Genomic DNA, 23,149 nt, shown 5'->3' on the forward strand with positions numbered 1-23,149 from the left:
TATGAAGATGTGGTCCCGACACATTGCCTGTTGCTCCAATATTACCAATCTTATCACCTTGATTTAAAACTGTGCCAACACGCGGACCAGGATTTCTCATGTGTGCTAAAAGCCATTGCCTGTTATTTTCAGACTTAATTACGACATAATTGCCATATCCATTCGGATCATAACCACGCCGTACCACCTTACCCTTTACAGACGGTGCCCATATGATTTTTTGACCGCTACTACCTTGAATAGCTATGTCTGTTCCAGTATGATGACCAGCGCTATACTGACTATCTTTAACTCCGTATTTTTTTGTTACTTTAGCCCTGGAGTGTGGGACCCAAGTAGTGCGCCCGTTACGATTAGCCAATGACATTTTGTTTTTCCTTTTTTAGTTTTTTGTGCTTATGGTTTTATTAAATACAATTTTACAGCAATTGTAAAGAGGTTAGTGGGTAAGATATTCATCACGCGGGTCATCAGACACCGGTATATGCGTTATATCGTCTTCATCATCTGTTGCGCCGGAACCAAATGCCTCTTCTACGCTGTGTATTAACACTTCTCTTGGGCGTGAGCCATCAGCTGGGCCAACAATGCCCCGTTCTTCCATTTCGTCAATAATACGGCTGGCTTTGCCGTACCCAATACGCAAACGCCTTTGCAACAAGCTGGTGCTGGCTTTGCCACCTTCTACGACTACACGCACGGCGTCTTTAAATTCGCTGTCTTCGCTATTGCTCGGGCCAACATCTGGCACTATGCCGCCTTTGCCATTAAACTGCACGGGCATGCTCACGATCTCGTCATCGTAGGTTGGTTCTTGTTGTTCACGCAAAAAGTCGGTTACTTTGTTAGTTTCTTCTGTAGTAATTAAGCTCCCCTGAACACGAATTGGCTTAGGCATATCGGTGGTGTAAAACAACATATCACCGTAACCAAGTAGCTTTTCTGCCCCGCTTTGGTCTAAGATAATACGCGATTCTACCTCTTGCGACACCGTAAAGGCAATACGTGCAGGCACGTTAGCTTTAATTAACCCGGTAATAACCGTTACACGTGGGCTCTGTGTGGCAAGCACCAGGTGAATACCAACAGCGCGCGCTTTTTGAGCAATACGTACAATCAATGCCTCAACATCACGAGCCGCCATTTGCATAAGATCTGCAAGTTCATCTATAACAATCACAATATATGGCATTTTCTCGTTCGGCATCTTTTCGTTATAGGCATGGATTTCACGAACTTTTTCTTGCTTTAATATCTTATAGCGCCGTTCCATTTCTGCGACGGCCCACTTAAGTGCACTCACACACTTTTCTGGATCGTTAATAACTGGTGTGAGTAGATGTGGAATATCGTTGTATGGCTCCATTTCTACAAACTTTGGGTCAACCAAAATAAGTTTTACGTCTGCTGGGCTATTGGTGTAGAGCAAACTGGTAAGTAGCGTGTTCACCATGACCGATTTACCTGATTTTGTTTGCCCGGCAATAAGTAGGTGCGGCATAGAATCTAGGTCTGCGTAGACAGGATCGCCCGCTATATCTTGGCCAACCGCAAAGGCTAATTTGCTTTTTTGTGCCACCCATTCGGGTCGTTTGAGTAAGCTGCGCAGTGTAACTGTGGCAGAGTCTTTATTTGGTACTTCTACACCAACAGCTTTTTTGCCAGGAATCGGTGCCTCGACACGTACGCTATGCGCTCCAAGCTCATATGAAATATTATCCGCCAGGTTGGCGATTTTGCTCATCTTTACCCCTTGCGGAGCACGCATAGTGTATTGCGTCACCCGAGCACTAATGTTGGCGTCTTCCATGGTGACTTCTATGCCAAAATTAGCTAGTGCCTGTTTAATACGTTCTGCGTTGCCTTCAACATCACCTGGGTCAGCCTTATCTTGTTTAGCACTTAATAGCGACAGTGGTGGAACCTTCCAGTTAGGATCTGCCGCCATAACCAATGGTGCATGATTTTCTGTTGCCGTGAGCGGTTCTACTGAATTCTTAAAGGTAGAACGGCGCGGACCACTGGCGAGTTGTTCGTCGTCTTTATGGTGCTCGACAGGTACGTTTTCGTTCATTCGTAGCTTCTTAGGCTGTTCTTTCAGCGTTGCTAGATCGGTGTCTGCTTCTTCGCGGATAAAGAGGTTTTTAAACTTTTGCAATAACACTTTTGGCGAAAGCCCAAACATAAGCATAAAGCCTACCCATGCCAAAAATAATAGTAATATAAATGATGTTACATCGTTTAATACACTTAGCGACACACCGCTGACAATACTGCCAACATGCCCACCGTATGTGCCTGCCGCGGCAGCTGAATTAGCGTCTTCTCTGCTTAAAAATACGTGCAATGCACCAGAAAGTGACACGATAAATAGTAAACTAGCCAGAAGTTTACCAATTGGTATCATAAACTCTTCGTGGCGAAGTTTGTGAATAGCGAGAAATATTAATACAAACGGAATAATGTAGGCAACAAAGCCCACTAACCATGCAGTAATATCAAACAAACTTATTGGCAGTTTACCGCCCATATTAAAACCACCCAAGAATATAAAAATAGCAAGCACAATTAAGGCGAATGCATATACTTGGCGCCAAAAATAACTCACCGTTTTAGGAGCTGTTTCGTCAATCTTTTTGGATTTACGTTTTGCTTTCGTGGTTTTCTTCTTTTTTGCCATTGCTTATACTATTTTACCCTATTTTAATATGTACCATGAGTTATTCATTTACTTCATGAAAATGATCTAGTAAATCTGCCACAGTATTTACTTGGTCTTCGTCGCATAGATGAGCTACTTGTCTTGGACCTTTATCTGTAGAAAATTCAGATATACGATACAAACTATACGAATTCTTAAACGGATACCGCCTAAGTTCGTACACGTCTTGCTCGTCTGGTACGGGCTGCATATCAGAGCTAAGTCTGGCAACAATAAAACGCGCCAACACAATTGGTTTGGCTGGTCCGTATTGTACTTCTGTGTCGTATAACTCTACCGTAAGTGGTACGACGGGTATATCTGTGTTGTCTAAAACAACTTCACCGTGAATAGCAATGGTATGGCTTGTGTCAAAACCGTCTTCCTGCTGGTTTAAGTACGTTCCAACAATATCTAGGATAGTCGCAATATCGTAGGGTGTGTTAGCCTGTGGTTCACCAGAGTGGACGAGTTGTAAATGTCTGGGGGTTTTTCTTTTAATTACCATGTAGTATATAATACCACACTTTACTGCTTATGTCTAGTTTTTAGTGCAGAATTAGTAGCCCGACACAAGACTCTCTTGTACAAATGATGGTTACGTGGTTCAACCTATCTAATGCAAATGTTTAGTCTGTTTTAACTTCTTGGCCAAGCAGTTGAGCACGCATCTGAGCAAACCGTTTGGCTTGATCTTCAGCAATAACTTGAGGATCTTGTTGCTCGTTTGGTTTGGTGTTTTGCTGCTTAGAAGATGCCCCGCCAACCACATTTATGACTGGAATAACTATTGGCGAACGTTGCGTGCGATCGTATAAGAAGTGTGTTACATGTTCTTTGATTTCTTGTTTAAACCTATCAAGTTCTACACGTTTAAAGCGCTGCGTAACAGCTCGTTTTAGCTCGACACGTAAATCGTTCATAAGGCTTTCGTTATCGCGCATATAAATGAAACCGCGGCTTATGATATCTGGACTTGTAAGATTACTGCTTGTCTTTTTGTCTACTGTTAAGACAACGACCACTAACCCGTCTTGGCCCATAAGTAACCTATCTCTAATGACAACATTAGAAACGACTGCACCTGTTTGGTCTACCAAAATATTTCCATGGGGTTCTTTAGGACCCTCTTCACATGAGTTGTCTGTGAGCAATAAGCTATCGCCATTTGTCACCAAAAAAGTATTTTTGCGTGGCCAACCTTCTTCTACAGCCATATCTACGTAGTAGCGACGGTGTAAGTGGCCAGCGTATATAGGCACAAAATATTTAGGCCGTATAATATGCAACAACTCTTTATATTCGTCTCTACGGGCGTGACCCGATACGTGCAATGGCCCGCATCCATCTACTTCGTGGGTGGGATGCCTAAAGAGGTGTAAGCCACGCGCCGATAGCTCATTACCAATGGTTTGGTAACGCACTTCGTTGCCTGGAATAGGAGTAGAGCTTACTATGACTGAGTCACCTGGCTTTAAGGTAATGTGGTTATGGTTACCTTCTGCCATGCGTTGTAAAGCAGCATTCGGCTCGCCCTGCCCACCTGTACAAATAACGAGTATCTTGTTATCTTGCAAGCTCGCGATTTCACGCATTGTTGTAACGGTGCCTTTGGGGATTTTTAATATACCTTGGCGTATAGCAATTTCTGCATAGTTCATCATGCTTCTACCGTCTAGCGCAACTTTTCTGCCGGCCTGTACTGCAGCGTTTACAATCATTTGCACACGGTTCATATTGCTAGAAAATATCGCTACAAACACCCTGCCTTCTGCATGATTGATAATGTCATGAAAACTGTCTTGAAGTGTGTCTTCAGTTGGGGTTCTGCCTAAATGAGCCGTTCCCGTGCTATCACTCATAAGTAAAAGTACGCCTTCATCACCGAGCTGCTTTAATCGTTCAACATCTGTTGGTTTATCGTCTAGAGGCTCTGGGTCTAAGCGCCAGTCACCACTATTGATGATTCTGCCAACAGGTGTATCTACTACAATAAAGCTCGATTCTGGCACTGAATGGGTAACACGTACAAGCTCAATAAAGAATTCACCAATTTTAAGCCGTTCATGGTTGTCCATATTCATAACAATAGTTCGCGGTACAAAAGATTGGTCTTCTTCTGCCGGTATTTCTTCGAATGTTTTTTGAATCACCCCAATGGTAAAGCTCGAACCATAGATAGGTGCCGGGAACTTAGGCACAATATGTTTTAAACCACCTAAATGGTCTAAGTGACCGTGGCTAATAATATAGCCTTTAATCTTGTGCTTAATTTTTTCTAGATAAGTTGTGTCATTAATAGAATAGTTAATACCAGGCAGTTCAATGCCCAACCAGTTGCCACAATCTATAACAATTGCACTGTTCTTCCATTCTATAATTTGCATGTTCTTTTCACCGATTTCTTCTTGGCCGCCCAAATAGGTAATTTTAAGCTTATCGAAATCATCGGTGATTACATTAGCTCTTCTTGTTTGTTGCTCTGCGATTTCTACGTTTGCTGGCAAATACTGCTTAATCACACGATTCGCGTCGTCATGGGCACGCCGCTGTGCACGAATAGCAGCACCACGCGATACGGCGGGAGCATTCAAATTAATTTTATTATTTGGTTGTTTGTTGTTTTGCCCTTTAGAAGCGGGCCGCTTATTAGTTTGTTCTGTCATAATTGTTCCTTTATTTTCCTTTTCTAATTAATGTGAGAATTGTAGGTATTGTACTGAAATCTTGTTGTAGTACAGTACGCATTGATCCGTTATATAATGCTGCAGCTGGATGATATAGGGGTAAAATAATAATTTTTTCGCTTTTTTTGCTACCGTCTACTGCCCCTATGCCCCATTGTATTCGTTTCGCTTGGCCGTGAACTTCACTAATCTTGGCTGTTGGCAGAAAACACGTCATTGAATGACGGCCTAACGTCACGACTAATGTAGGTTGTATTATAGCAAGTTGACGTTGCAGAAATGGTAAAAATGCTGCTTTTTCGTCGGGTTGTGGATCGCGATTGTGTGGTGGCCGATATTTTACAATATTGGTTATATAGATTTCTTCTCTGCGCATGTTAATGCTGCCCAACATTTCGTTTAAAAATTTACCACTCGCACCAACAAACGGTAAGCCCTGTTCGTCTTCTTGTTTGCCTGGGGCTTCTCCAATAAACACTATTTCTGCATTTGGGTTACCACTGCCAAATACAAGGTTCGTGGCGGTTGAGGCCAAATCTGGGCAGACATTGCTCGTGACAATGTCTGCTTTTATTTGATCTAAACGTTCTTGCTTAGTCATGTTGGTCTTTGCAATTAGTAGACGAAGCTACGAAAAGTCCTGTGTACAACATTATTTATATTTTCACGTACAAACATACTCGCTTATTGCTTTATCCCTATTTAGGCTTTTTTCATACTTAGGCTCAGGCGACCGCGATCGTCAATTGCCATAAGTTTTACCATCACTTCATCGCCTTCATTCACGATATCGCGCGGGTTTTCTACCCTTTTATCTGCCATTTCACTGACATGCACCATACCATCTATGCCGGGTAAAATAGTAACAAATGCGCCAAAGTCCATTACCTTGGCAACAGTACCTTTATAGACCTTGCCTACTTCTGGTTCTTCTGTAAGGCGAGCAATCCACTCTTTTGTCTTGGCTATGCTATCGCCATCTGGGCTCGCTATAAATACCGTACCGTCGTCTTTGATGTCTATTTCTGCGCCGGTTTCATCGATAATTCTATTAATCATTTCGCCGCCCTTGCCAATAACATCACGTATTTTATCTGGGTTGATTTTTATAGATTCTACCCGTGGGGCATATGGGCTGAGTTCTTTGCTTGGGGCTGGCATGACACTAACCATGTGCTGCAATATATGTGCCCTGCCAGTTTTTCCCTGAGCAAGTGCTTTACGTAAAACAGACACCGGTAAACCATGCACTTTCATATCCATTTGTAGAGCGGTTATACCTTCGCTGGTACCCGTTACTTTAAAGTCCATATCGCCGGCAAAATCTTCTGCATCAGCAATATCACTTAAAATGATTGGGGTGTCTCCGTCCATAATAAGACCCATGGCGATACCGCTAACCGGTCGCTTAAGTGGAACACCAGCGTCCATAAGTGCTAAACAACTACTACATGTTGCAGCCATACTGGTTGAGCCGTTTTGACTCATAATTTCTGTCACCGATCGTATCATGTAAGGAAAATCAGCTTCGCTTGGTAAAACAGCGGTTAAAGCACGTTCTGCTAAGTAACCATGGCCAATTTCGCGGCGACCAGGGCTGCCTATTCTTTGCACTTCGCCTACTGTCCAGCCGGGTGCATTGTAATGGTGTATGTACCGTCGTTCGCCTGATTTTTCCATTGTGTCTACTAATTGAGCGTAGCTAAGCGGTGCGAGCGTGACGATGTTTAATGCTTGAGTAACACCGCGGGTGAACAAACTCGAGCCGTGTGCTCGTGGCAATAAGCCTGTTTGGCTACTTAAAGGACGGATATCTTCGAACCCTCTGCCATCTGGGCGCACGCCGTCTTTAATAATGCCTTCTCTGACATCTTTATGTAGTGCTAAGGTAAATGCATCGTCGTATTCGCGTTTTAGGTCTGCGTAATCATCTTCACCAACCTCGTCTTCCATTGCGTTATGAAAAGCTGCACGGAGTTCGTATACAAGATCATTGCGCTCTGGATATGGAGCACGTAGTTGTTGGCCAAATTTACCCTCTACCCATGTATTAACGGTTTTTTGAATCGTTTCATCAGGGAGATCAAGCTCAAATGCTTGTTCGCGAACGCCTACTTTTTTAACAAGTTCTTCTTGTAGTTCAATGGCGGGTTGTATGGCGTTGAAAGCCCATTCAATGGCGTCGGCAATAGTTTCTTCTGAAACTTCGCTGGCACCAGCTTCTACCATCATGACACCATTTTTTGTACCGGCTACAACTAGATCTAGCACTCCTTTATCATACTCGTCGCCCTTAACAAACGCTTTGTATTCACCATCAACTTGAGTGACTCTTAAACCAGCAACTGGGCCGTCAAACGGTGCGCCTGTTAGGCTAAAAGCAGCACTCATGGCAATCATAGCAATCATATCTGGTCTAAATTCTGGGTCTGTGCTTAGTATCGTTGCGACACCTTGCACTTCGTGCCGATAGCCTTTTGGCCACAGTGGGCGAATTGGGCGGTCTATTAAACGGCCTATTAAAATAGCGTCATCGCTCGGACGACCTTCGCGCTTAATAAAACGGCTCCCACTGACTTTACCAGCTGCATACATTTTTTCTTCATAGTTAATGCTGAGCGGAAAATAATCAAAATGGCTAAGACGCTCTGGGCTCACCATAGCTGTACCAAGTACAACGGTTTCGCCGTAGCGTACAATAACGCTCGCTGTTGCCCGAAATCCTACTCGGTTAACTTCTAAACTGAGTTTACGTCCTAAAAAATCTTTTTCTACGGTTATTATTGGTTTATTGTAGGGGTTAATTATATCTCCCATTATAGGTATAATTCCTTTCTTAAGCTGCCAAGGCAAAAGTAGCAGGGTCAGATATACCAAGAACAACCTCTATGCGTGACATATGTTCTTTCGTATAGCCGCTCCACCACCGTCGCAGTGTCATGCTTGTATTATTTTTTAATGTAAGAGGTTATCGCTAGTTTTTTTAGTGGTACACTCAATCGTTACACAAGTGAGAGTTACCAACGTACTGGTTAGGCCTCTAGCATGTCGCAAGAAACGTGTCTTGCGCTACGCGAGTGGTCAAACTATTTTCGTAAGCCTAGTTTTTTAACTAATTTTAGATATGCATCAGGGTTAGTGTCAGCAAGGTATTTAAGTAATCGTTTGCGCTTGCCAACCAATTGCAAGAGTCCGCGACGAGCCATATAATCGTGCTTATTGACCTTTAAGTGCTCCGTTATTTCGCTTATGCGAGCTGTCATAATACTAACTTGCACCTCTGGTGAGCCTGTGTCAGTTTTGTTCTTCTGGTGCGCCTTAATAATATCGGTTTTCTTATCTGTAGCAATCAAGTAGTGTTCCTCTTTCGTCTAGATTAAATAGTTAGTATTGATGGCGTTAGTTGTATTCTAACAGATATACTATTTTATTTCAAGTCTATTTGTAGGTAGCTTTGTATCGTTTCTGTATTCAATTCGCCTAAGGGTACCGCCTCTTCTAGCATGTAGGAACCAATTTTTGTTCGCCGTAAATCACTCATGTATGCACCGGTGCCTAATTTGTTGCCAATATCTTCTACCAGACTGCGTATGTACGTACCACTACCAACATGTGTCGTAAAGGTGACGAACGGGTATGTATACGAATTAAGTTCACTACTATGCACCATAACTGGGCGTGGTTGCATCGTAAACTCTTTGCCTTGGCGTGCCAAATCGTATGCTCGGCGGCCATTCAGTTTTAAGGCACTAAACACTGGTGGAGTTTGCATCATACTACCAGTAAAAAACGTAATTACATCATGCACTTCTTGTTGTGTTGGCACATACGCGTTCCCTGCAGAAATCTCACCTTCTTTATCGCCAGTAGATGAAGTTTGGCCAAGTTTCATTGTCACAAAATATGTTTTATCTTGTTTCATAAGCAGAGGCACTTTTTTAGTATATGAGCCCACTGCAAGAATCAGTAATCCTGTCGCCGCTGGGTCTAGCGTACCAGTGTGACCTACCTTAATTTTTTTGATTCCTGTTTTAGCGCGTACAATACCGCGAACTTTCGCAACAACCCCAAAACTGGATATTCCTGCTGGCTTATCAATTAACAATAACCCTTCTATCATCTGTTTATTGTACCCCAAGTCTGCCGTGGGAGTATGTACATTAAAATGTTAGCGTGGTTGTGGTGGTTCGTTGCTTGGTTCGTATACTTCAGCACCAGGTATTGGGAACTGTGGTGGCATTATGGGTGGTGGCACACTTGGTGGTGGGTCTGTTGGCTCTTGCTCTGGAGCGGGCTGTGATTGCCCACCATCACTTGGCGGCACTTCTGAATCTAGCGGTACAAACTGAGCACCTATGTTTTGTTGAGGTGGTTCATACTCAGAAGGGCCAGCTTGGCTTATAGCCTCCATAACAGCTTGGCGAGCGTCTTCTTCAGACGCACCAGCTACTTCATTTACCTGGTTTTCAAAGTTTTCTACATTAGCTTCAATTTCTGATAACGTATTGTCTTGGCTTACATTTGGACCAAGTGGAATATTTGGCTTGGTACCAGTTTCGCCATCGTCGCTCAAGCGCGTGTCTTCTGTTGTAGGCACCTCGGTAGCTCTCGGTGATTCAGCATCGTGTTGAGTAGATAGTAGTGGCGAATCATCGTAGTTTTCTGCCACAGGACCTGCCTGTGGAATGCTCGCGAGCGGATCGTCTGCCATTTCTGCTGCATTTGTATCGTTGGTAGCGTTCAGTGGTTTATCAATGGTTGGTTTATCTTTTAAAAATTTTGAATATGAACCTTCTTTTGCGGGTTCTATACTTGGTAATTCTTCGTCTGTTTGCATAACAAATTCATCTTGCTGATTCGCGTCCGTCGGGGCATTTTCTAAATAAGCAGCTTGTTGACCAGTTATTGGGGGGTAGTCTACTTGTTCTACGGGGCTAGGCAATGAAATTTCTGTATCGTCTGAAGTGTCTGTACTTGGCTGAATCTCTTGGCCCGGAATCGGTGGCTGACTATCTGTGGTTGTTTCTGGTGTTTGTGGTTCTACAGCATCGGTGTTTTCGGTGGTCGGAGCATCAGGAGAAAGTACTTCATCAACCGTAACACTATCTGGTGCGTCACTTTCTGGCAATGGTTCTATCCGTTTTTCGTGGGTGCTCGTAGCATGCTTGTTTTGTTGCACTTGTTCTACAACTTCACGCAATTGTTCTGCATTAGAAAATTCACCTTCATCATCTATGTGCACCCGATCATCCTCTACTTCTTCTATTGGAACGGTAGGCTCTTCTTGCGTGGGCTCTTCATCATGGTGTAGTGTAATCACACCTTCTTCTTGCTGGGATTCATCGTCATCATCCGAAGGTTCCGTCAGCTGATCTTCTGGAACTTCTTCTGGCTCTTCTGGTTCTGGTGGAGTTAACTCAGCTGCAATAAGTTGCTGGTTAGCGCCCGCAGCCATTAATTGGGCACTCATGGTCATTACTTTAGGTGTCGTTTTTTCATTTTTAAACCTATCTGTCATAGCAACGATACCTGTCAGAAACGCGGTGGCTATTTGATTGTCTATGGTTCCAGATTTTAGAGATTCACTAATACTCATTAACATTTCGCACAGACTACTCGCATTTGGGTCCTGCCAATTTATACTCCCGACATCGCTCGTTGCTTCGCCTGCCATGACACTTACAACGGTCGCATCATGTAGTATTCTGCCGTGCGCCATAATTGCTTGGTCTATGTGTTCCCTGTTGTCTACACCAAGTGCTAAAACGACGTCAACATTGAAATCACCTTGGCTAAAAATTAAATCTTCTTCTGTGAGTTTGGTTTTATATGGTGTGATGAATATTCGCACCACTTCATCTTCTACTTTATATCGTAGTTTATCTGCCTTTGCTTTATCTAACGATACGATGAAATCACGCAATGAATCGGTTGTTTGCTCTATTGTGTCTTCTGGTCTAAGAAACTCTAATGTAGATGGTATTTCGCCACTAAATACTGCCGTGGCTCGTTTATCGAGTTTATTCAATAGTAACGTCAAGCCAATAGCAGCCGAAAGTTGGTCAATAGAAGGATCAGTACTTACCGTAATAAGTACATTTTGCGCTTCTTTTATACGTTCTACCGCTTGTGCTTTAGCGTTTTGGTCCATTGTTTTTGGTTTTTAATTAGAGTTTACAATGCCAGCGTATCACGCCGATTATGCTTATGCAAGCAAATTATTGCAAATTTACCAATTTTACAGTATACTTTGCTGTTGAAGTTTATAACGATAAAGCAATAGTAAAGAAGGAGCTTCATGCCAATTATTAAATCCGCTAAAAAGCGCGTGCGCGTTAGCCAAAAAGCAACAGTACGAAATGCCAAAACAAGAAGAACAATGAGAGAAACCGTTAAGTCGTTTCATAAAGCAATTGCTGGTGGTAAGTCTAAAGAAATTACAGATGCCCACACACAAGCAGTTAGCGCTATAGATACTGCTGCAAAAAAGAATGTTATACACAAGAATAAAGCTGCCCGCAAAAAAAGCCAGCTCAGTGCTGCTGCTAAAAAAGCTGGGGTTAAGCCTGCTGCTGCTAAAAAGCCAGCCGCTAAAACCACTGTTGCCAAAAAACCAGCTAAAACTCCAGTAAAACCTGCTCGTAAAGCTGCTGCAAAAAAGCCAGCCGCTAAAAAACCGGCTGTTACAAAACCGAAAACATCCAAAAAAAACTCTTCTAAATAGTATTCTGTTGTATGCTTTTTTAGCTAACCGCTGATTGCGTAGGATTAATAATAGACGCGAGTTCTATGAATAAAGCATGGATGGCAGAGTCTGCTTTAGCCTTGCCAGTCTTTATGGTTGTGTCTGTTGCAATGACAGCGTCTAGTAGAGCTACCATTTGTTTCTTAGAAATTTTTTTAGCAATAGTCATGTTCTTCCTTATAACAAACGGGTTAAGTTTGGTTTTTTTGGCGATATCATCTGCGGGCAGCTGACGTGATACAACAGTAATAGCTAAACTATGCAGCTGCCATATAATCATACCCAAAATGGCTTGCGGTTCCATGCCTTGAGCCCGCTGCTCATAATACATTCGTGATGCGCCACCAACATTCCCCTGCATAATAGCATCTAGCATCGCAAACACACTGCTACTTGGTGTAACGTGTGTCATTTCTCGTATAAGATCGGTACTGATTGTAGTGTCTACTAAAATAAGCTTGACGAGCTCATTATGAATAAGCTGCTGGTTATGGCCGACTCTATCAAGCAGTAGCTGTGCATCTCGCGGGGCGATTGTACCGCCAAGCTTCGCAGCCTCTTGTACCACCCAGCCTTGTAATTGTGGTCCTTCTATAGATTCAAAATGTTTTACTTCGTTTACCTGCTTCTTAAGTGTTTTCGCAAATACACTACGAGCATCTAAGTGTGATTCTATAAACAAAACATCAGTGGTATCGGCAATCCTGTTAAGTAGGGTTTCTATAGCGAGGGCGAGCTCCTTATTGCTACTTACGTATCGTAAAACCACTAAGCGCTTAGGCGATAAAAACGGCACGGTAGTAACAGCATCTATAGCATCCGCGGGTTCTGCCATTTCTGTGTCTATAACATCTACCGCCATGTCGCCATTAACAGCAATAAAAGAACCGAGCAACGCCTTTACGGCTGCATCTCTTTCTTGGGTGTTTTCTCCGTAATATAAATATGTCATGCTACGCTACTTTATACAGTTTTTGGCACTTTTTGCATATGTGCGTGCCCCTGCCTGCTACTTTTATCTTTTCTATTATACTGCCACAACCGTTTGGGCAGATGTTTCCTTCTTGTCTAAATACTTTTGCAAAACTCATGTAACTACCCTTTTTGCCTTCTGCATTCACATAGTTTTTATCAGTTGATCCACCTTTATTAATACTTAGTTGCAAAACATGCACTACCGAATCGTGCAATAGATTGATACGCCGCTTAGGGATTGCTCCGACGATGCTTTTTGGGTGAATACCAGCCATAAACAACGATTCATCGGCATAGATATTGCCAATGCCAGCTACGACAGTCTGGTCTAGAAGCGCTGCTTTGATGTTCGTGTTTTTACGGCGCAGTAATTGGTCCTGAAATACCTGCAGAGTAAAGCTAGGTTCTAGTGGTTCTGGGCCAACTTTTTTCATAAAATCAATATTTGGTATTTCTAGCGTAGGGATAAGCCTCATCCAGCCAAATTTACGTTGATCGTTAAAAAATAGTTGGGAATTATCTGCAAAAGTTATGGTGACTCGCGTAGATTTATCTGGTAAATCTCCTACTAAGCTATCATTCGGGTGACCTGCACCAAATGTTTGTTCACCGCGGTATACCAACTGCCCCGTCATTTTTAAATGAATAACTAAGCTATAGTCTGTGGATACATCTATCATGAGCACCTTGGCTCTGCGCCGGACGTTTTGAATGCGTGCGTTTAGTATAAAGGCCGCTGTTTGCTGCGGATCATTAGGAAAACTTTTTGGCCAATCGAACGAAACATTAACAATGGTTTTACCAATGATTAACTTTTTCAAACCTATTCTCACTGTTTCTACTTCTGGTAACTCTGGCATGCTTTTAGTCTACAGCAGACTACTGGCAGATTACAGCTTAAGAACTACTGTTTACGTACGTCTCGCAACTCGTTACTATTAAGTAGATGGACAGTATTAAAGATTTACTTGCTAAAAAAGACGTAGACGAACCAACAGAAGTAACTGCTCTAAAGCACTATTGCAAGCAGCAGTTTAATTTCACTGCTAAGATTTCTCTTAGAAATGATATTTTATGGCTCAGTGTACCTAACGGCATACTAGCCACCGAACTACGTATGCGCCAAACAGATATCATTACCCGTTGTGGTATTACCAAAAAATTTCGTATTAAAATTGGTTAGTCGTTACGTTTAAATAAATCTATCTCTACATCTGTCATACTCATGGTATCGGTAGGTCGTAAATGAGCTCGCATTGCAAGCGCATTTTTCATATTTACTTCTAACCTACCTGAGCGCCTATCATCAACATCCATAGCGATATTTCTCATAATTCTAGCCACAATATCAGCTTGGTGCAGGGTCATATTATGGCCCGCGCCAGGAATTATGACTGTCCCTGCAAAAGGTATAGGCTGTATATCTTGTGTAACAATGTCTGTTGGGAACATTTTATCTTTTTCGCCCAATATCAAAGTTGTGGGTATGCCGTAGTCGGCCATAATATCCCATAATGATTTTTCTAAACGGCTCGTTGCCGCGTAGCCACCTTCGTAAATGGTAAGGGCTGGGTTTTCTGCTATAAAGAGTACCGTATTAACTGCCATTCGGGCGAGTTCACGTACGTTATGAAACACCTCTGCTCTTTCGCCAACAACTGTGGCCGCAACTCGCGGAATTATCCCACCAACAGAATCGTTTATCATCACACCACCAGGACCTGCAAGCGAGAGCGACTTAACGTGCTGTGGTGCTGCTTTTGTTGCCATCGTAACGTCAATTCCACCTAAGGAATGTCCAAGTAAATGCAAGTCAAAGTTTTCTTCACGCAGTCTATCCGTTACTGCCAGTAAATTGTCGCGGCGAGATTTACCTGCAGACACAGCAGCACTAAACAGCGTTTTTCTATCATCTTCATCGGCAACTTGATCTGCGAGCATATCAATCAATACACCTTCGGCACGCTCTAGGTCTTTTTCTTCCCAAATGGCATTAGAAAGTTCTTGCCAGTTCGCCCGAAGATTGCGGCTAGCTACAAGCAGTGACCATAAATCACGCAGGGCTCCACGGCGGGGATGATTAAAACATGCTGCATGTAAACCAACCCGGCCAATAGACCTGGCTTGTTTGTCTAACCGGGTTTCGGTCCAGCCAGATTCGCACAAAACAAGCTCTCTTTCAAGCGGATTATTTGCAGGGGTTTCTGGGTGATACAAAAGAACCGAAATGTCTTGCTTGCGGAATGATGAGGTTTTTATGGTAATTTCTTCGTGGCGAATGGGGTATGAACTATGTGAGCTAGGTTGCTCCAGAAGCCACGGGTCTTCTCTGTTCATAATTATCTAGTGGTATATTATACCATGTTTAGCAAACTTATTGTATTAAATATATACGAAGAGTTTGTTTTAAATTGTCTAATGTTGTAAAACAAATAGCCTGCATACCAGCAGCGCGTGCACCTTCGCAATTAGATTCTGAATCGTCTATCATAATACATTCGCTGACATCTACGCCAAGCTTGTGCGCCATAAGCTCAAATATTGCCCGTTCTGGTTTGGCTAATTGTGCATCATAGCTGGTAACTACCTCGTCAAAATGATGAACAATTGGTTCAATAAATTTTGTATACGCGTCTTGCCCTACGTTACTAAGGAGCCCAACTTTATAATCTTTTTTTAATGATTCCACAAGAGCCAAAACAGCATAAGAATTACGAAATCTCTGTTCAGATGTGTAGTATTTTTTTATAAATTTTTCGTATGGCAACCCAATAATACGTGCGTACGTTTGCAAAAATTCTTGGTCACCGACAAAGCCGTTATCAAATGCTTTGTGTAAATCATGCAGTTGTGCGTTTTGCGCTTCTGTATATGTATAGTCTTCACCAACGAGCTGGTAGGTAGACTGCCCTACAACGCCAAAGAAATCAAAAATTATTGCTCGGTATATCATTGCACTATTGTAGCACTACCCTGTGGCGTTACGTGCGCTGCATATAAGGCACAACAGCTACACACCTGTGCTGCCATAGCCCCCTTGGCCACGACCGGTAGTATCAAGATTATCTACAGTTTTCCAGTGTATACGTTCGGTTTGCGCCAGCACAATTTGGGCAATTCTATCACCATTTTTAATAGTAAACGAATCTTTAGAGTAATTAATCAGTATCACCCCTAGTTCACCACGGTAATCTGAATCAATTGTCCCTATACCATTTACGAGACCTATGCCATGCTTGGCAGCTAACCCGCTTCTGGCGCGCACCTGAATTTCGTACCCACGTGGAATTGCCATAGCAAAACCACACGGAATAGTAGCACGGTCTAAATGCCCCAAAACTACTGGCTCATCAATGGCTGCACACACATCCATACCTGCACTATCGTCTGTCTGGTATTGTGGTAAAACCGCATCTGCACGGAGCTTTTTGAATAATACGTTCATCGGTTACTATTGTGCCACACTTGCGCGAAATTGTAATGCGCAATAAAGATAAATTAATTATTTTGTAAGCGTCATTTCATATATATTAATAATACGCTTAGCGCAAATGAATGCTACAAACTACGCTATAAAATTAAACGATTTTAAAGGTTAATACCCTTGGTGAGCGTTGCGTAATCTGGAATTTGATTTTTAAACAGCGTCTTTACATTGCCAGCATTACCAGCAAAGGTACCTGCTCTTCTGTTACATGATGCGCTCCAGCTATTTAATACTGGGTCTGTAAGATCGTTGCCTGCAATATAGGAATAGCGAATACCCAAAGGACAATAGCTTGTACGATCTACGTTATCTGTATTATCTCTAGTGCTGAAGAATCCCACATTCTTTAGCGCACTGTAGTATGCATCATACGACGCTTGGTTGTTTATATAGCTCTCTGAACGCATTGGACCTACATTGTAGCCGTTATATATGTCTATTCGGCGACTTGTAGCATTTACTGTAATAACAATTGAATAATGCTGCTCTGGGCCGGTAATTTCACCATCTTGAACGTAGCGTACATTCTGCAGCTGTTCTTGCTGGGCAGTTGCTTCTGGTGTCGTTGGTTGGGCAGGTTCATTTGATGGCTTGCTTGGGCGGAAAAGCCAAATAATTAACCAAATAAACAAAAACAGCACCAACAGTATGAGCACGATGCGGATAATTCTAATAACTCTTGGATCCATATTTATATTATATAACTTTTATAAGTATATTTCAACTTCGGCGCGTGTTTTAACTCTTACGCTATTGATAGTTAGCATCGACTAGTTCAAAATTCCGCGTTACAACCGCACCAAGCACTGCGTACGTTGTGTCTGCTGTAACGCGTGACGACGCACTTTCTACGACAGCTGCCGTGTTTGGCATGTCACGATAAAAAGCCTGCAGTTCTGATTGTAACGTATATACTAATGCTTCTGTGCTATCTGGGCTTTGTAAATGCTCCAGCATAACTGGGCTAATGTCTGTTGTAGGCTTCTGCACCAACGCAGCTATCGCCTCATACACAGCAGTACCTACACTCGCAGCCCATGCATGTTGCGAATCATATAGTTGCTCTATAGTAATTTTTACGATTGGATGCCCTACTCTATACACAGCATTGACCGATTCGGCTGTTTCATGAAAAACGTTTAATACATGTGGATTGCTTAACATAACCTCGAGCATCTGAGCATTATCGTCTGATAAATCTTGCCGAGGAAAGTCCAACTGTGGCGTTATGCCACCAATAAATGTATTCATGGCACTAGTGTACAACGTTGATACTATTGTGCAACCATAAGGGGTTATCATCGTGCTATAGTTGATGTATATGACTTCGCAAAAACAACGTTGGCCAAAATATATTTACCGTGTCGGCGAAGAACCAGACGCCCGCGTGTCACTGGCAAACGAGCGTACTGCACTAGCAGGGCTACGCACCGCATTGGCGCTGGTAGCAACTGGCTTAGGAGCGGCCGCCTTAAAAAATAGTGTTTCTGTGCCGGTGGCTTTTAGTGTAGCGGCAATCATTTTATCTATTGGGGGTGCAGTATTGGCGATTGTCTCTGTATTCAGATGGGCAAATGTAGAAATAGCCATACGAACAAAAACACCGCTACCGGCACCCAAAGGATTGTTTACCTTAGCAGTGGTTATTTTGATAGTTGGCATAATTAGTATTTTAGCGATAATAACATAGCGTTATGTGGTATCTATGAAGAAAGAACCATCTAATGCTTCTGGTAGAACCCTTTTTGCATGGCGACGCACAGCACTTGCGTTAGTAGCAATAGCGGCTCTTGCTATGAAACTTGCTGGCATTACCCAGCAACCTATTGGCATCATTACGGCAACAATAGCACTCTTTTCTGCACTTGTTGTTGCGCACCTAAGCTCACCCAAACAAACCCCTCTGCATAGTTCATATGCACGCTTATGGTTGAGCGCCACATCAGTAGTGCTCGTAGCAATCAGTGCTTTGGTTTGTTTTTGGTAAAAGGCTTTTTGTGGCTGCGTAAGTACGTACTACACTTTTCTATTAATTTGTCTTCCCTTTTTGGATTGTGTGATAATTTTTCTAACGCGTCAGTCGTGTCACACCACTCTTTAAAATCATGTTCAGCATCCATTGGGTCCGCCTCCGAAACATACTCCGCAGCATAATAATGAATGATTTTTTCATAATGATGCCCATCAAGATCGTACGATGCACACACGCCACCTAAATATGTCTTTAATGCTACCTTTACCCCCGCCTCTTCTGTTATCTCTCGCAAAGCACACGCTTCAATAGGCTCATCAATATGTAGCGTACCCTTAGGGAGATGATAGGTCACCTCTGCATTCGCAGAAGTTCTTCCTAATAACAAAAATTGCACACCAGTATTGATGCGTTTATACACAACACCACCGGCGCCAATACCATAGTTATTCCGTGCTGTATATTGTGTTGTGTGGCTAGAAAGATGTGTCATATATTCTGTATCTTTATTATAGTTCACCCCAGTGCTTACCGGTCTTAACGTCCACTTTCAGGTTGATACCAAGCTGAGGATGAATTGTTTCCATTGTTGATTTCATAATGTCTGCAGCTATACCAATATCGTTATCAAGAACTTCTACTAAAATACTGTCATGTATTTGCAGAAGCTGTTTGGCGGTTTTAGGCAAAGCGTTTTCTAGTTTAATCATGGCGAGTTTCATAATATCTGCTTCTGTACCTTGAATTGGCATATTCACCGCTTGGCGCTCGGCGCTCATCCGAACAATAAAGTTGCTCGATGTTACATCTGGTGTTGGCCGGCGGCGGCCAAACAACGTCTCTACATATCCGTCTTCTTTTGCCTTTTTCTTAAGGCTTTCAATATAGCTTACGAGTGGCTGCCGAGCAGCAAAATATTTATCTATAAAATCTTTGGCATCATTCATAGTCATGCCCGTTGCCACACTTAGTCCGTGTGGGCTCATACCGTACAAAACACCAAAGTTAATCGTTTTTGCATTACTCCGCATTTCTGCTGTTACATCATCTAATGCAACACCGTACACTTCTGCGGCAGTTCTGGTATGTATATCTGCACCGCTATTAAACGCTTCTATCATGTCTGTGTCGCCGGCTAAAACAGCAGCCAAACGGAGTTCAAACTGGCTGTAATCTGCACTAATAAAACTATGCCCTTGTTTCGCTACAAAAGCATGACGAATTTTTTTACCTATTTCGCTCCGTACCGGAATATTTTGTAAATTAGGGTCAGAGCTCGAAAGCCTACCAGTTTGTGCAATCGTCAAATGAAACGTAGTATGGATACGACCATCATCTGCAACTTGTAGCGGTAATGTATCTACGTATGTACTCTTTAGCTTAGTGTATTCACGGTATTTGCTAATCACAGGCACTATAGGGTGGTAACCGACGAGCTTTGCCAGCTCACTTGCAGCTGTACTATAGCCAGTTTTGCCCTTTTTTATACCTTGCGCGGGTAAACCAAGTGTTTCAAATAGTACTTCTGCAAGCTGTTGCGGGCTACTAATATTAAACTCTTGACCGGCAAACCCATATATCGTCTGTTCTAGATCACTAATGATATCTTCAAACTCCCGCTGCATAACACGAAGGTATGGTATGTCTAGCTGAATCCCTTCGCATTCCATAGAAGCTAAAATTGGTATCATCGGCCATTCCATAGTTTGTACCACTCTATGCAGTGCGCCTATGCTACTAAGTTGTTCGTTTTGGCGCACCGTAAGTTCAAGTATTGCACCAACAATATCAGCAGCATATACTCCTATATCTTCTGGTGGAATATCTTGCAAATTCGGTATATCTATACCAAGCTCCCGTTGTGATATCGCATGCAAATCAAATGGCGATTGCAAAGAATTCAAAACAAATGCTGCCACTTTCACGTCGTGCTCTACGGACGTATGTACACCATTTTGAAGCAAATGACTTACCACACGCTTGGTGTCGTAACCACTCACAACGCACCCCTCTAATTGTTTTTTTACTACTCCATTTAGTTGCTTGTGTGGTTCGTCTAGTATGGTAATGTGCGTGTCGTTAGCAATCACGAGTGCTTGGCAGTTGGTATTATGAATATCGGTGAAAAACCCTACAATACACAGTTGTTTTTGCCATACAAAGTCGGCGAGTTTCACGTATGGTAGGGCCCGAATTTCAAAGTTGGCATCTGCATTATCAGACACAACATCAGCGAGTTCTGGCATTTGGCGAATCAACGATCTAAATTCTAGCTTTTCTAGCACGCCTTTTAAGCGCGGGGCATCAAACTTGCTTACGTCTGTGGCATGCAAGTCTAACTCAATTGGTGCGTCGATATACAAGCGTGCAAGCTCTTTGCTCATGTATGCGCTGTCTTTGCCTGCCACAAGTTTATCGTGCACACTCCCGTTAATAAGATCGATATTTTCGTATACACCATCTAACGTTTCATATTTCTGGAGCAAACTCGTTGCCGTCTTTTCGCCCACGCCAGGAACGCCTGGAATATTATCAGAAGAGTCACCCTGTAGTGCTTTAAGGTCAAGGAACTGGCTTGTTTTGAGACCATATTTTGCCGTAAAGCTTTCTGGGTGAAATTCTTCTATGTTACTTAAGCCTTTTTTGAGTGCATATACTTTCACTAGCTCGTCAACACACTGCAAGGCGTCTAGATCGCTCGTTACAAGTACCGTTTCTATACCCTGCGCAGTTGCTTTTTTTGCGAGCCCTGCCATTATATCGTCAGCTTCATAATCATCTAGTTCATAAAGTGGCCAGCCAAGTGCTTCTAGTAGCTCATGTAGGATTGGTATTTGCACGTAAAAATCAGCTGGGGCCGGTTTACGCCCAGCTTTGTACTTTGGATATATGTCTAATCTTTTGCGAATATTCGTTTTGGGTTTATCCCATGCAACAACCACATAATCGGGCTGTAAACGCTTCATAACTTCTAAACTTAGCGTCGCAAATCCAAAAACACCACCCGTTGGCACACCATCTTTTGTGCTCAAATTTGGCATGGCATAATAGCCTCTGTAAAAAACAGATTTACCATCAATAATGACTAATCGTTTGCGGGGTTTGCCATCTGCCATAACACCTATCTTCCTTGGTATACCATAAAGTATACGCGCTCCGACAGATTATGAACAGCGGTCGTAATCTATTGCGTAGCTTGGGTTGTGGCAAGTGTTTGGGCTTGGTTCGCTTGCGTTTGTTGGGCAGATTGTGGGGGTACTGCCGTAATTGCCTGTTGTCTTGGCACTAATGAAGGATCAATTTTTTGGTACTCTACCGGGTTAATCACAAGTGCAACGACTTGGGGTTGCTGGTTCATTAATGCACGATACACATTTGCAGCTACCTCATCTATATTTGCTACTATATACCCGCTTTTACCAGCCTGTACACTTTGTGTGCCATCTGCGTTGGTAACAATCTGCTCTGCTACGGGTTCTGTACTGTATTTTTTTGTAGCTTCAAATACATACTCGCGTACTTTTGTTTGTGAAAACTGTATCTGCACTTCATTGCTGCCGGGTATTTGCTTAATCTCGAGCCATGAAAGCTTTTGGTCATCGGTTGGCCGAATAACTGTATTGTATGCTTTTATACCAATGTTCGTAGCAATCAATTTACGGGCTGTGTCTATATCGTCTTGTAAATCTGCTTGGGTAATAGATGGCTTATCTGTCACTGCACTAAGACTCACCGTTGGGTCGTCTAGGGTTGGTAATTGTTTTTGTAATTGTTCTGTCACATATGCAGAGCTTGTTCTAAAACCAGTGGTTTCTGGAACTATCACCAAATCTTTTTTGGCCTTCACGATTTCTGCATTTTCAGCATCTGTCTGCATGTTTGCCACATGTAACCGCAAATAACCATCTACGTAGCGTTCGTTCACCTGCACCGGTACCGTCACAGTACGTTTTGTTAAGTAACTAAACGGGTTAAACCCTGTAATTGCATCTTCGCTTGCTTTTTGGGTATCAAACTGAGCCCCAAATTGTTTTACCGGTACGTCGCGTACTAGACCGCCTTCTGTTAGTGTTACACGGATCTCTTCTGCTCGTTTATCTAGAGCCGCTTTAATTTCTGGTTGCGTGAGCCCACCAATAGAAATATCACCAACGTAGGTATACGGCAATGCCTTGCCCGCGTAACGCTCATTCAACACATAGCCAATGACCCCAAGTAGTAACAATAGCAATAAAATACCAATACCAAAAAAAGCCACTCCTTTAAGAGCTCTTCTTTTTATCTGTGAGCGTTTATATGTTTTTGCTCCTACCTTAAAATCCGGGGCGCTCTTTGGCTGTACAGAGCCAAATGGCCGCGGGGGCGAAACCAGCGGCATATCAGCAACTACCGACGCATGGGTGTTTACAGCTGCGGGGGCTGCAAAATTGCGTTGGTATGCAGATAGCCGTGGACGTATGTGCGATTTGTCCACGAATTACCTCTTTTTTTACATTTTGTCTTGGTGTTCTTTTGTGCGAGCGTTTTGTTTTTTACGCTATATACCCTTCTAGCATAACCATTATTTGCATTCACGTCAAAT

Annotated in this window: 23 protein-coding genes; 4 read left to right on the forward strand and 19 right to left on the reverse strand. The window is 42.8% G+C overall.

Going from position 1 to position 23,149, the window contains the following annotated elements:
* The 9 genes from H6795_04340 to H6795_04380 all read right to left on the reverse strand — a co-directional run.
* Positions 1-367: M23 family metallopeptidase (locus H6795_04340; protein MCB9817722.1), on the reverse strand; the 367-nt coding region annotated here is incomplete at its 3' end.
* A gap of 72 nt (positions 368-439) precedes the next feature.
* Complete coding sequence (locus H6795_04345; GenBank protein MCB9817723.1) at positions 440-2,680, reverse strand: DNA translocase FtsK 4TM domain-containing protein; 2,241 nt, start codon at positions 2,678-2,680, stop codon at positions 440-442.
* Between the two features lie 40 nt (positions 2,681-2,720).
* Complete coding sequence (locus H6795_04350) at positions 2,721-3,209, reverse strand: hypothetical protein (GenBank protein ID MCB9817724.1); 489 nt, start codon at positions 3,207-3,209, stop codon at positions 2,721-2,723.
* A 121-nt stretch (positions 3,210-3,330) separates the two neighbouring features.
* Positions 3,331-5,367, reverse strand: coding sequence for a ribonuclease J (locus tag H6795_04355; GenBank protein MCB9817725.1), 2,037 nt, complete (start codon positions 5,365-5,367; stop codon positions 3,331-3,333).
* Positions 5,368-5,377: 10 nt separating this feature from the next.
* Positions 5,378-5,989, reverse strand: a complete 612-nt coding sequence (locus H6795_04360) for a uracil-DNA glycosylase (GenBank protein ID MCB9817726.1) — start codon at positions 5,987-5,989, stop codon at positions 5,378-5,380.
* Positions 5,990-6,090: 101 nt separating this feature from the next.
* A complete protein-coding gene (pnp, locus tag H6795_04365; protein ID MCB9817727.1) occupies positions 6,091-8,205 on the reverse strand; it encodes a polyribonucleotide nucleotidyltransferase in 2,115 nt (704 codons plus the stop codon).
* A gap of 269 nt (positions 8,206-8,474) precedes the next feature.
* A complete protein-coding gene (rpsO, locus tag H6795_04370; protein ID MCB9817728.1) occupies positions 8,475-8,741 on the reverse strand; it encodes a 30S ribosomal protein S15 in 267 nt (88 codons plus the stop codon).
* Between the two features lie 74 nt (positions 8,742-8,815).
* Positions 8,816-9,508, reverse strand: coding sequence for a tRNA pseudouridine(55) synthase TruB (gene truB, locus H6795_04375; protein ID MCB9817729.1), 693 nt, complete (start codon positions 9,506-9,508; stop codon positions 8,816-8,818).
* Positions 9,509-9,556: 48 nt separating this feature from the next.
* On the reverse strand, positions 9,557-11,539 hold the full coding sequence (locus tag H6795_04380; GenBank protein MCB9817730.1) for a hypothetical protein: 1,983 nt from the start codon (positions 11,537-11,539) through the stop codon (positions 9,557-9,559).
* A gap of 147 nt (positions 11,540-11,686) precedes the next feature.
* On the opposite strand from H6795_04380, the gene rpsT reads away from it, so the two are divergent.
* On the forward strand, positions 11,687-12,112 hold the full coding sequence (gene rpsT, locus H6795_04385; GenBank protein MCB9817731.1) for a 30S ribosomal protein S20: 426 nt from the start codon (positions 11,687-11,689) through the stop codon (positions 12,110-12,112).
* 19 nt (positions 12,113-12,131) lie between these two features.
* On the opposite strand, the gene holA is transcribed toward rpsT, so the two are convergent.
* Both holA and mutM read right to left on the reverse strand, forming a co-directional pair.
* Positions 12,132-13,085 (reverse strand): DNA polymerase III subunit delta, encoded by a 954-nt coding sequence (holA, locus tag H6795_04390; protein ID MCB9817732.1) that lies wholly within the window; start codon positions 13,083-13,085, stop codon positions 12,132-12,134.
* Between the two features lies 1 nt (position 13,086).
* Entirely contained in the window at positions 13,087-13,968 is an 882-nt protein-coding gene (gene mutM, locus H6795_04395; protein ID MCB9817733.1) for a bifunctional DNA-formamidopyrimidine glycosylase/DNA-(apurinic or apyrimidinic site) lyase, read from the reverse strand.
* 86 nt (positions 13,969-14,054) lie between these two features.
* Here mutM and H6795_04400 point away from each other — a divergent pair, with 86 nt between their 5' ends.
* Positions 14,055-14,291: a hypothetical protein gene (locus H6795_04400; GenBank protein ID MCB9817734.1), complete on the forward strand. Its 237-nt coding sequence runs from the start codon at positions 14,055-14,057 to the stop codon at positions 14,289-14,291.
* Here the strand turns inward: H6795_04400 and H6795_04405 are convergent.
* The 5 genes from H6795_04405 to H6795_04425 all read right to left on the reverse strand — a co-directional run bounded on the left by H6795_04405 (position 14,288) and on the right by H6795_04425 (position 17,846).
* Complete coding sequence (locus H6795_04405) at positions 14,288-15,445, reverse strand: alpha/beta hydrolase (GenBank protein ID MCB9817735.1); 1,158 nt, start codon at positions 15,443-15,445, stop codon at positions 14,288-14,290. The two genes, H6795_04400 and H6795_04405, sit on opposite strands and share 4 nt — an antisense overlap.
* Positions 15,446-15,482: 37 nt before the next feature.
* Complete coding sequence (locus H6795_04410; GenBank protein ID MCB9817736.1) at positions 15,483-16,061, reverse strand: HAD family phosphatase; 579 nt, start codon at positions 16,059-16,061, stop codon at positions 15,483-15,485.
* Between the two features lie 57 nt (positions 16,062-16,118).
* The gene (dut, locus tag H6795_04415; protein MCB9817737.1) at positions 16,119-16,553 is read right to left on the reverse strand and encodes a dUTP diphosphatase; all 435 of its coding nucleotides are present in this window, start codon (positions 16,551-16,553) and stop codon (positions 16,119-16,121) included.
* A gap of 143 nt (positions 16,554-16,696) precedes the next feature.
* On the reverse strand, positions 16,697-17,284 hold the full coding sequence (locus H6795_04420; GenBank protein MCB9817738.1) for a hypothetical protein: 588 nt from the start codon (positions 17,282-17,284) through the stop codon (positions 16,697-16,699).
* A 61-nt stretch (positions 17,285-17,345) separates the two neighbouring features.
* Positions 17,346-17,846, reverse strand: coding sequence for a hypothetical protein (locus tag H6795_04425; GenBank protein MCB9817739.1), 501 nt, complete (start codon positions 17,844-17,846; stop codon positions 17,346-17,348).
* 70 nt (positions 17,847-17,916) lie between these two features.
* Here H6795_04425 and H6795_04430 point away from each other — a divergent pair, with 70 nt between their 5' ends.
* Positions 17,917-18,285, forward strand: coding sequence for a DUF202 domain-containing protein (locus tag H6795_04430; GenBank protein ID MCB9817740.1), 369 nt, complete (start codon positions 17,917-17,919; stop codon positions 18,283-18,285).
* A 15-nt stretch (positions 18,286-18,300) separates the two neighbouring features.
* A complete protein-coding gene (locus tag H6795_04435; GenBank protein ID MCB9817741.1) occupies positions 18,301-18,582 on the forward strand; it encodes a hypothetical protein in 282 nt (93 codons plus the stop codon).
* Here H6795_04435 and H6795_04440 read toward each other — a convergent pair.
* The 3 genes from H6795_04440 to H6795_04450 all read right to left on the reverse strand — a co-directional run bounded on the left by H6795_04440 (position 18,557) and on the right by H6795_04450 (position 23,041).
* Positions 18,557-19,060 carry an NUDIX domain-containing protein gene (locus H6795_04440; protein MCB9817742.1) on the reverse strand — a complete coding sequence of 168 codons (504 nt, stop codon included), beginning with the start codon at positions 19,058-19,060 and terminating at the stop codon, positions 18,557-18,559. The two genes, H6795_04435 and H6795_04440, sit on opposite strands and share 26 nt — an antisense overlap.
* A 16-nt stretch (positions 19,061-19,076) precedes the next feature.
* Positions 19,077-21,683, reverse strand: coding sequence for a DNA polymerase I (gene polA / locus H6795_04445; protein ID MCB9817743.1), 2,607 nt, complete (start codon positions 21,681-21,683; stop codon positions 19,077-19,079).
* 68 nt (positions 21,684-21,751) lie between these two features.
* Positions 21,752-23,041 (reverse strand): peptidoglycan binding domain-containing protein, encoded by a 1,290-nt coding sequence (locus tag H6795_04450; protein MCB9817744.1) that lies wholly within the window; start codon positions 23,039-23,041, stop codon positions 21,752-21,754.
* Between the last annotated feature and the right edge of the window lie 108 nt (positions 23,042-23,149).

The sequence above is a fragment of the Candidatus Nomurabacteria bacterium genome (assembly GCA_020631975.1).
Lineage (GTDB): Bacteria > Patescibacteriota > Saccharimonadia > Saccharimonadales > CAIOMD01 > JACKGO01.

Excerpts from the sequence above, each read along its gene's own strand:
- H6795_04400 (MCB9817734.1), top strand. The coding sequence starts at position 14,055 with ATGGACAGTATTAAAGATTTACTTGCTAAAAAAGACGTAGACGAACCA.
- polA (MCB9817743.1), bottom strand. The coding sequence starts at position 21,683 with ATGGCAGATGGCAAACCCCGCAAACGATTAGTCATTATTGATGGTAAA.
- H6795_04410 (MCB9817736.1), bottom strand. The coding sequence starts at position 16,061 with ATGATATACCGAGCAATAATTTTTGATTTCTTTGGCGTTGTAGGGCAG.
- H6795_04350 (MCB9817724.1), bottom strand. The coding sequence starts at position 3,209 with ATGGTAATTAAAAGAAAAACCCCCAGACATTTACAACTCGTCCACTCT.
- H6795_04405 (MCB9817735.1), bottom strand. The coding sequence starts at position 15,445 with ATGAACAGAGAAGACCCGTGGCTTCTGGAGCAACCTAGCTCACATAGT.
- pnp (MCB9817727.1), bottom strand. The coding sequence starts at position 8,205 with ATGGGAGATATAATTAACCCCTACAATAAACCAATAATAACCGTAGAA.
- truB (MCB9817729.1), bottom strand. The coding sequence starts at position 9,508 with ATGATAGAAGGGTTATTGTTAATTGATAAGCCAGCAGGAATATCCAGT.
- H6795_04440 (MCB9817742.1), bottom strand. The coding sequence starts at position 19,060 with ATGACACATCTTTCTAGCCACACAACACAATATACAGCACGGAATAAC.
- H6795_04360 (MCB9817726.1), bottom strand. The coding sequence starts at position 5,989 with ATGACTAAGCAAGAACGTTTAGATCAAATAAAAGCAGACATTGTCACG.
- rpsT (MCB9817731.1), top strand. The coding sequence starts at position 11,687 with ATGCCAATTATTAAATCCGCTAAAAAGCGCGTGCGCGTTAGCCAAAAA.
- H6795_04345 (MCB9817723.1), bottom strand. The coding sequence starts at position 2,680 with ATGGCAAAAAAGAAGAAAACCACGAAAGCAAAACGTAAATCCAAAAAG.
- dut (MCB9817737.1), bottom strand. The coding sequence starts at position 16,553 with ATGAACGTATTATTCAAAAAGCTCCGTGCAGATGCGGTTTTACCACAA.
- H6795_04420 (MCB9817738.1), bottom strand. The coding sequence starts at position 17,284 with ATGGATCCAAGAGTTATTAGAATTATCCGCATCGTGCTCATACTGTTG.
- H6795_04355 (MCB9817725.1), bottom strand. The coding sequence starts at position 5,367 with ATGACAGAACAAACTAATAAGCGGCCCGCTTCTAAAGGGCAAAACAAC.
- H6795_04430 (MCB9817740.1), top strand. The coding sequence starts at position 17,917 with ATGACTTCGCAAAAACAACGTTGGCCAAAATATATTTACCGTGTCGGC.
- mutM (MCB9817733.1), bottom strand. The coding sequence starts at position 13,968 with ATGCCAGAGTTACCAGAAGTAGAAACAGTGAGAATAGGTTTGAAAAAG.
- H6795_04380 (MCB9817730.1), bottom strand. The coding sequence starts at position 11,539 with ATGGACCAAAACGCTAAAGCACAAGCGGTAGAACGTATAAAAGAAGCG.
- holA (MCB9817732.1), bottom strand. The coding sequence starts at position 13,085 with ATGACATATTTATATTACGGAGAAAACACCCAAGAAAGAGATGCAGCC.
- H6795_04425 (MCB9817739.1), bottom strand. The coding sequence starts at position 17,846 with ATGAATACATTTATTGGTGGCATAACGCCACAGTTGGACTTTCCTCGG.
- H6795_04435 (MCB9817741.1), top strand. The coding sequence starts at position 18,301 with ATGAAGAAAGAACCATCTAATGCTTCTGGTAGAACCCTTTTTGCATGG.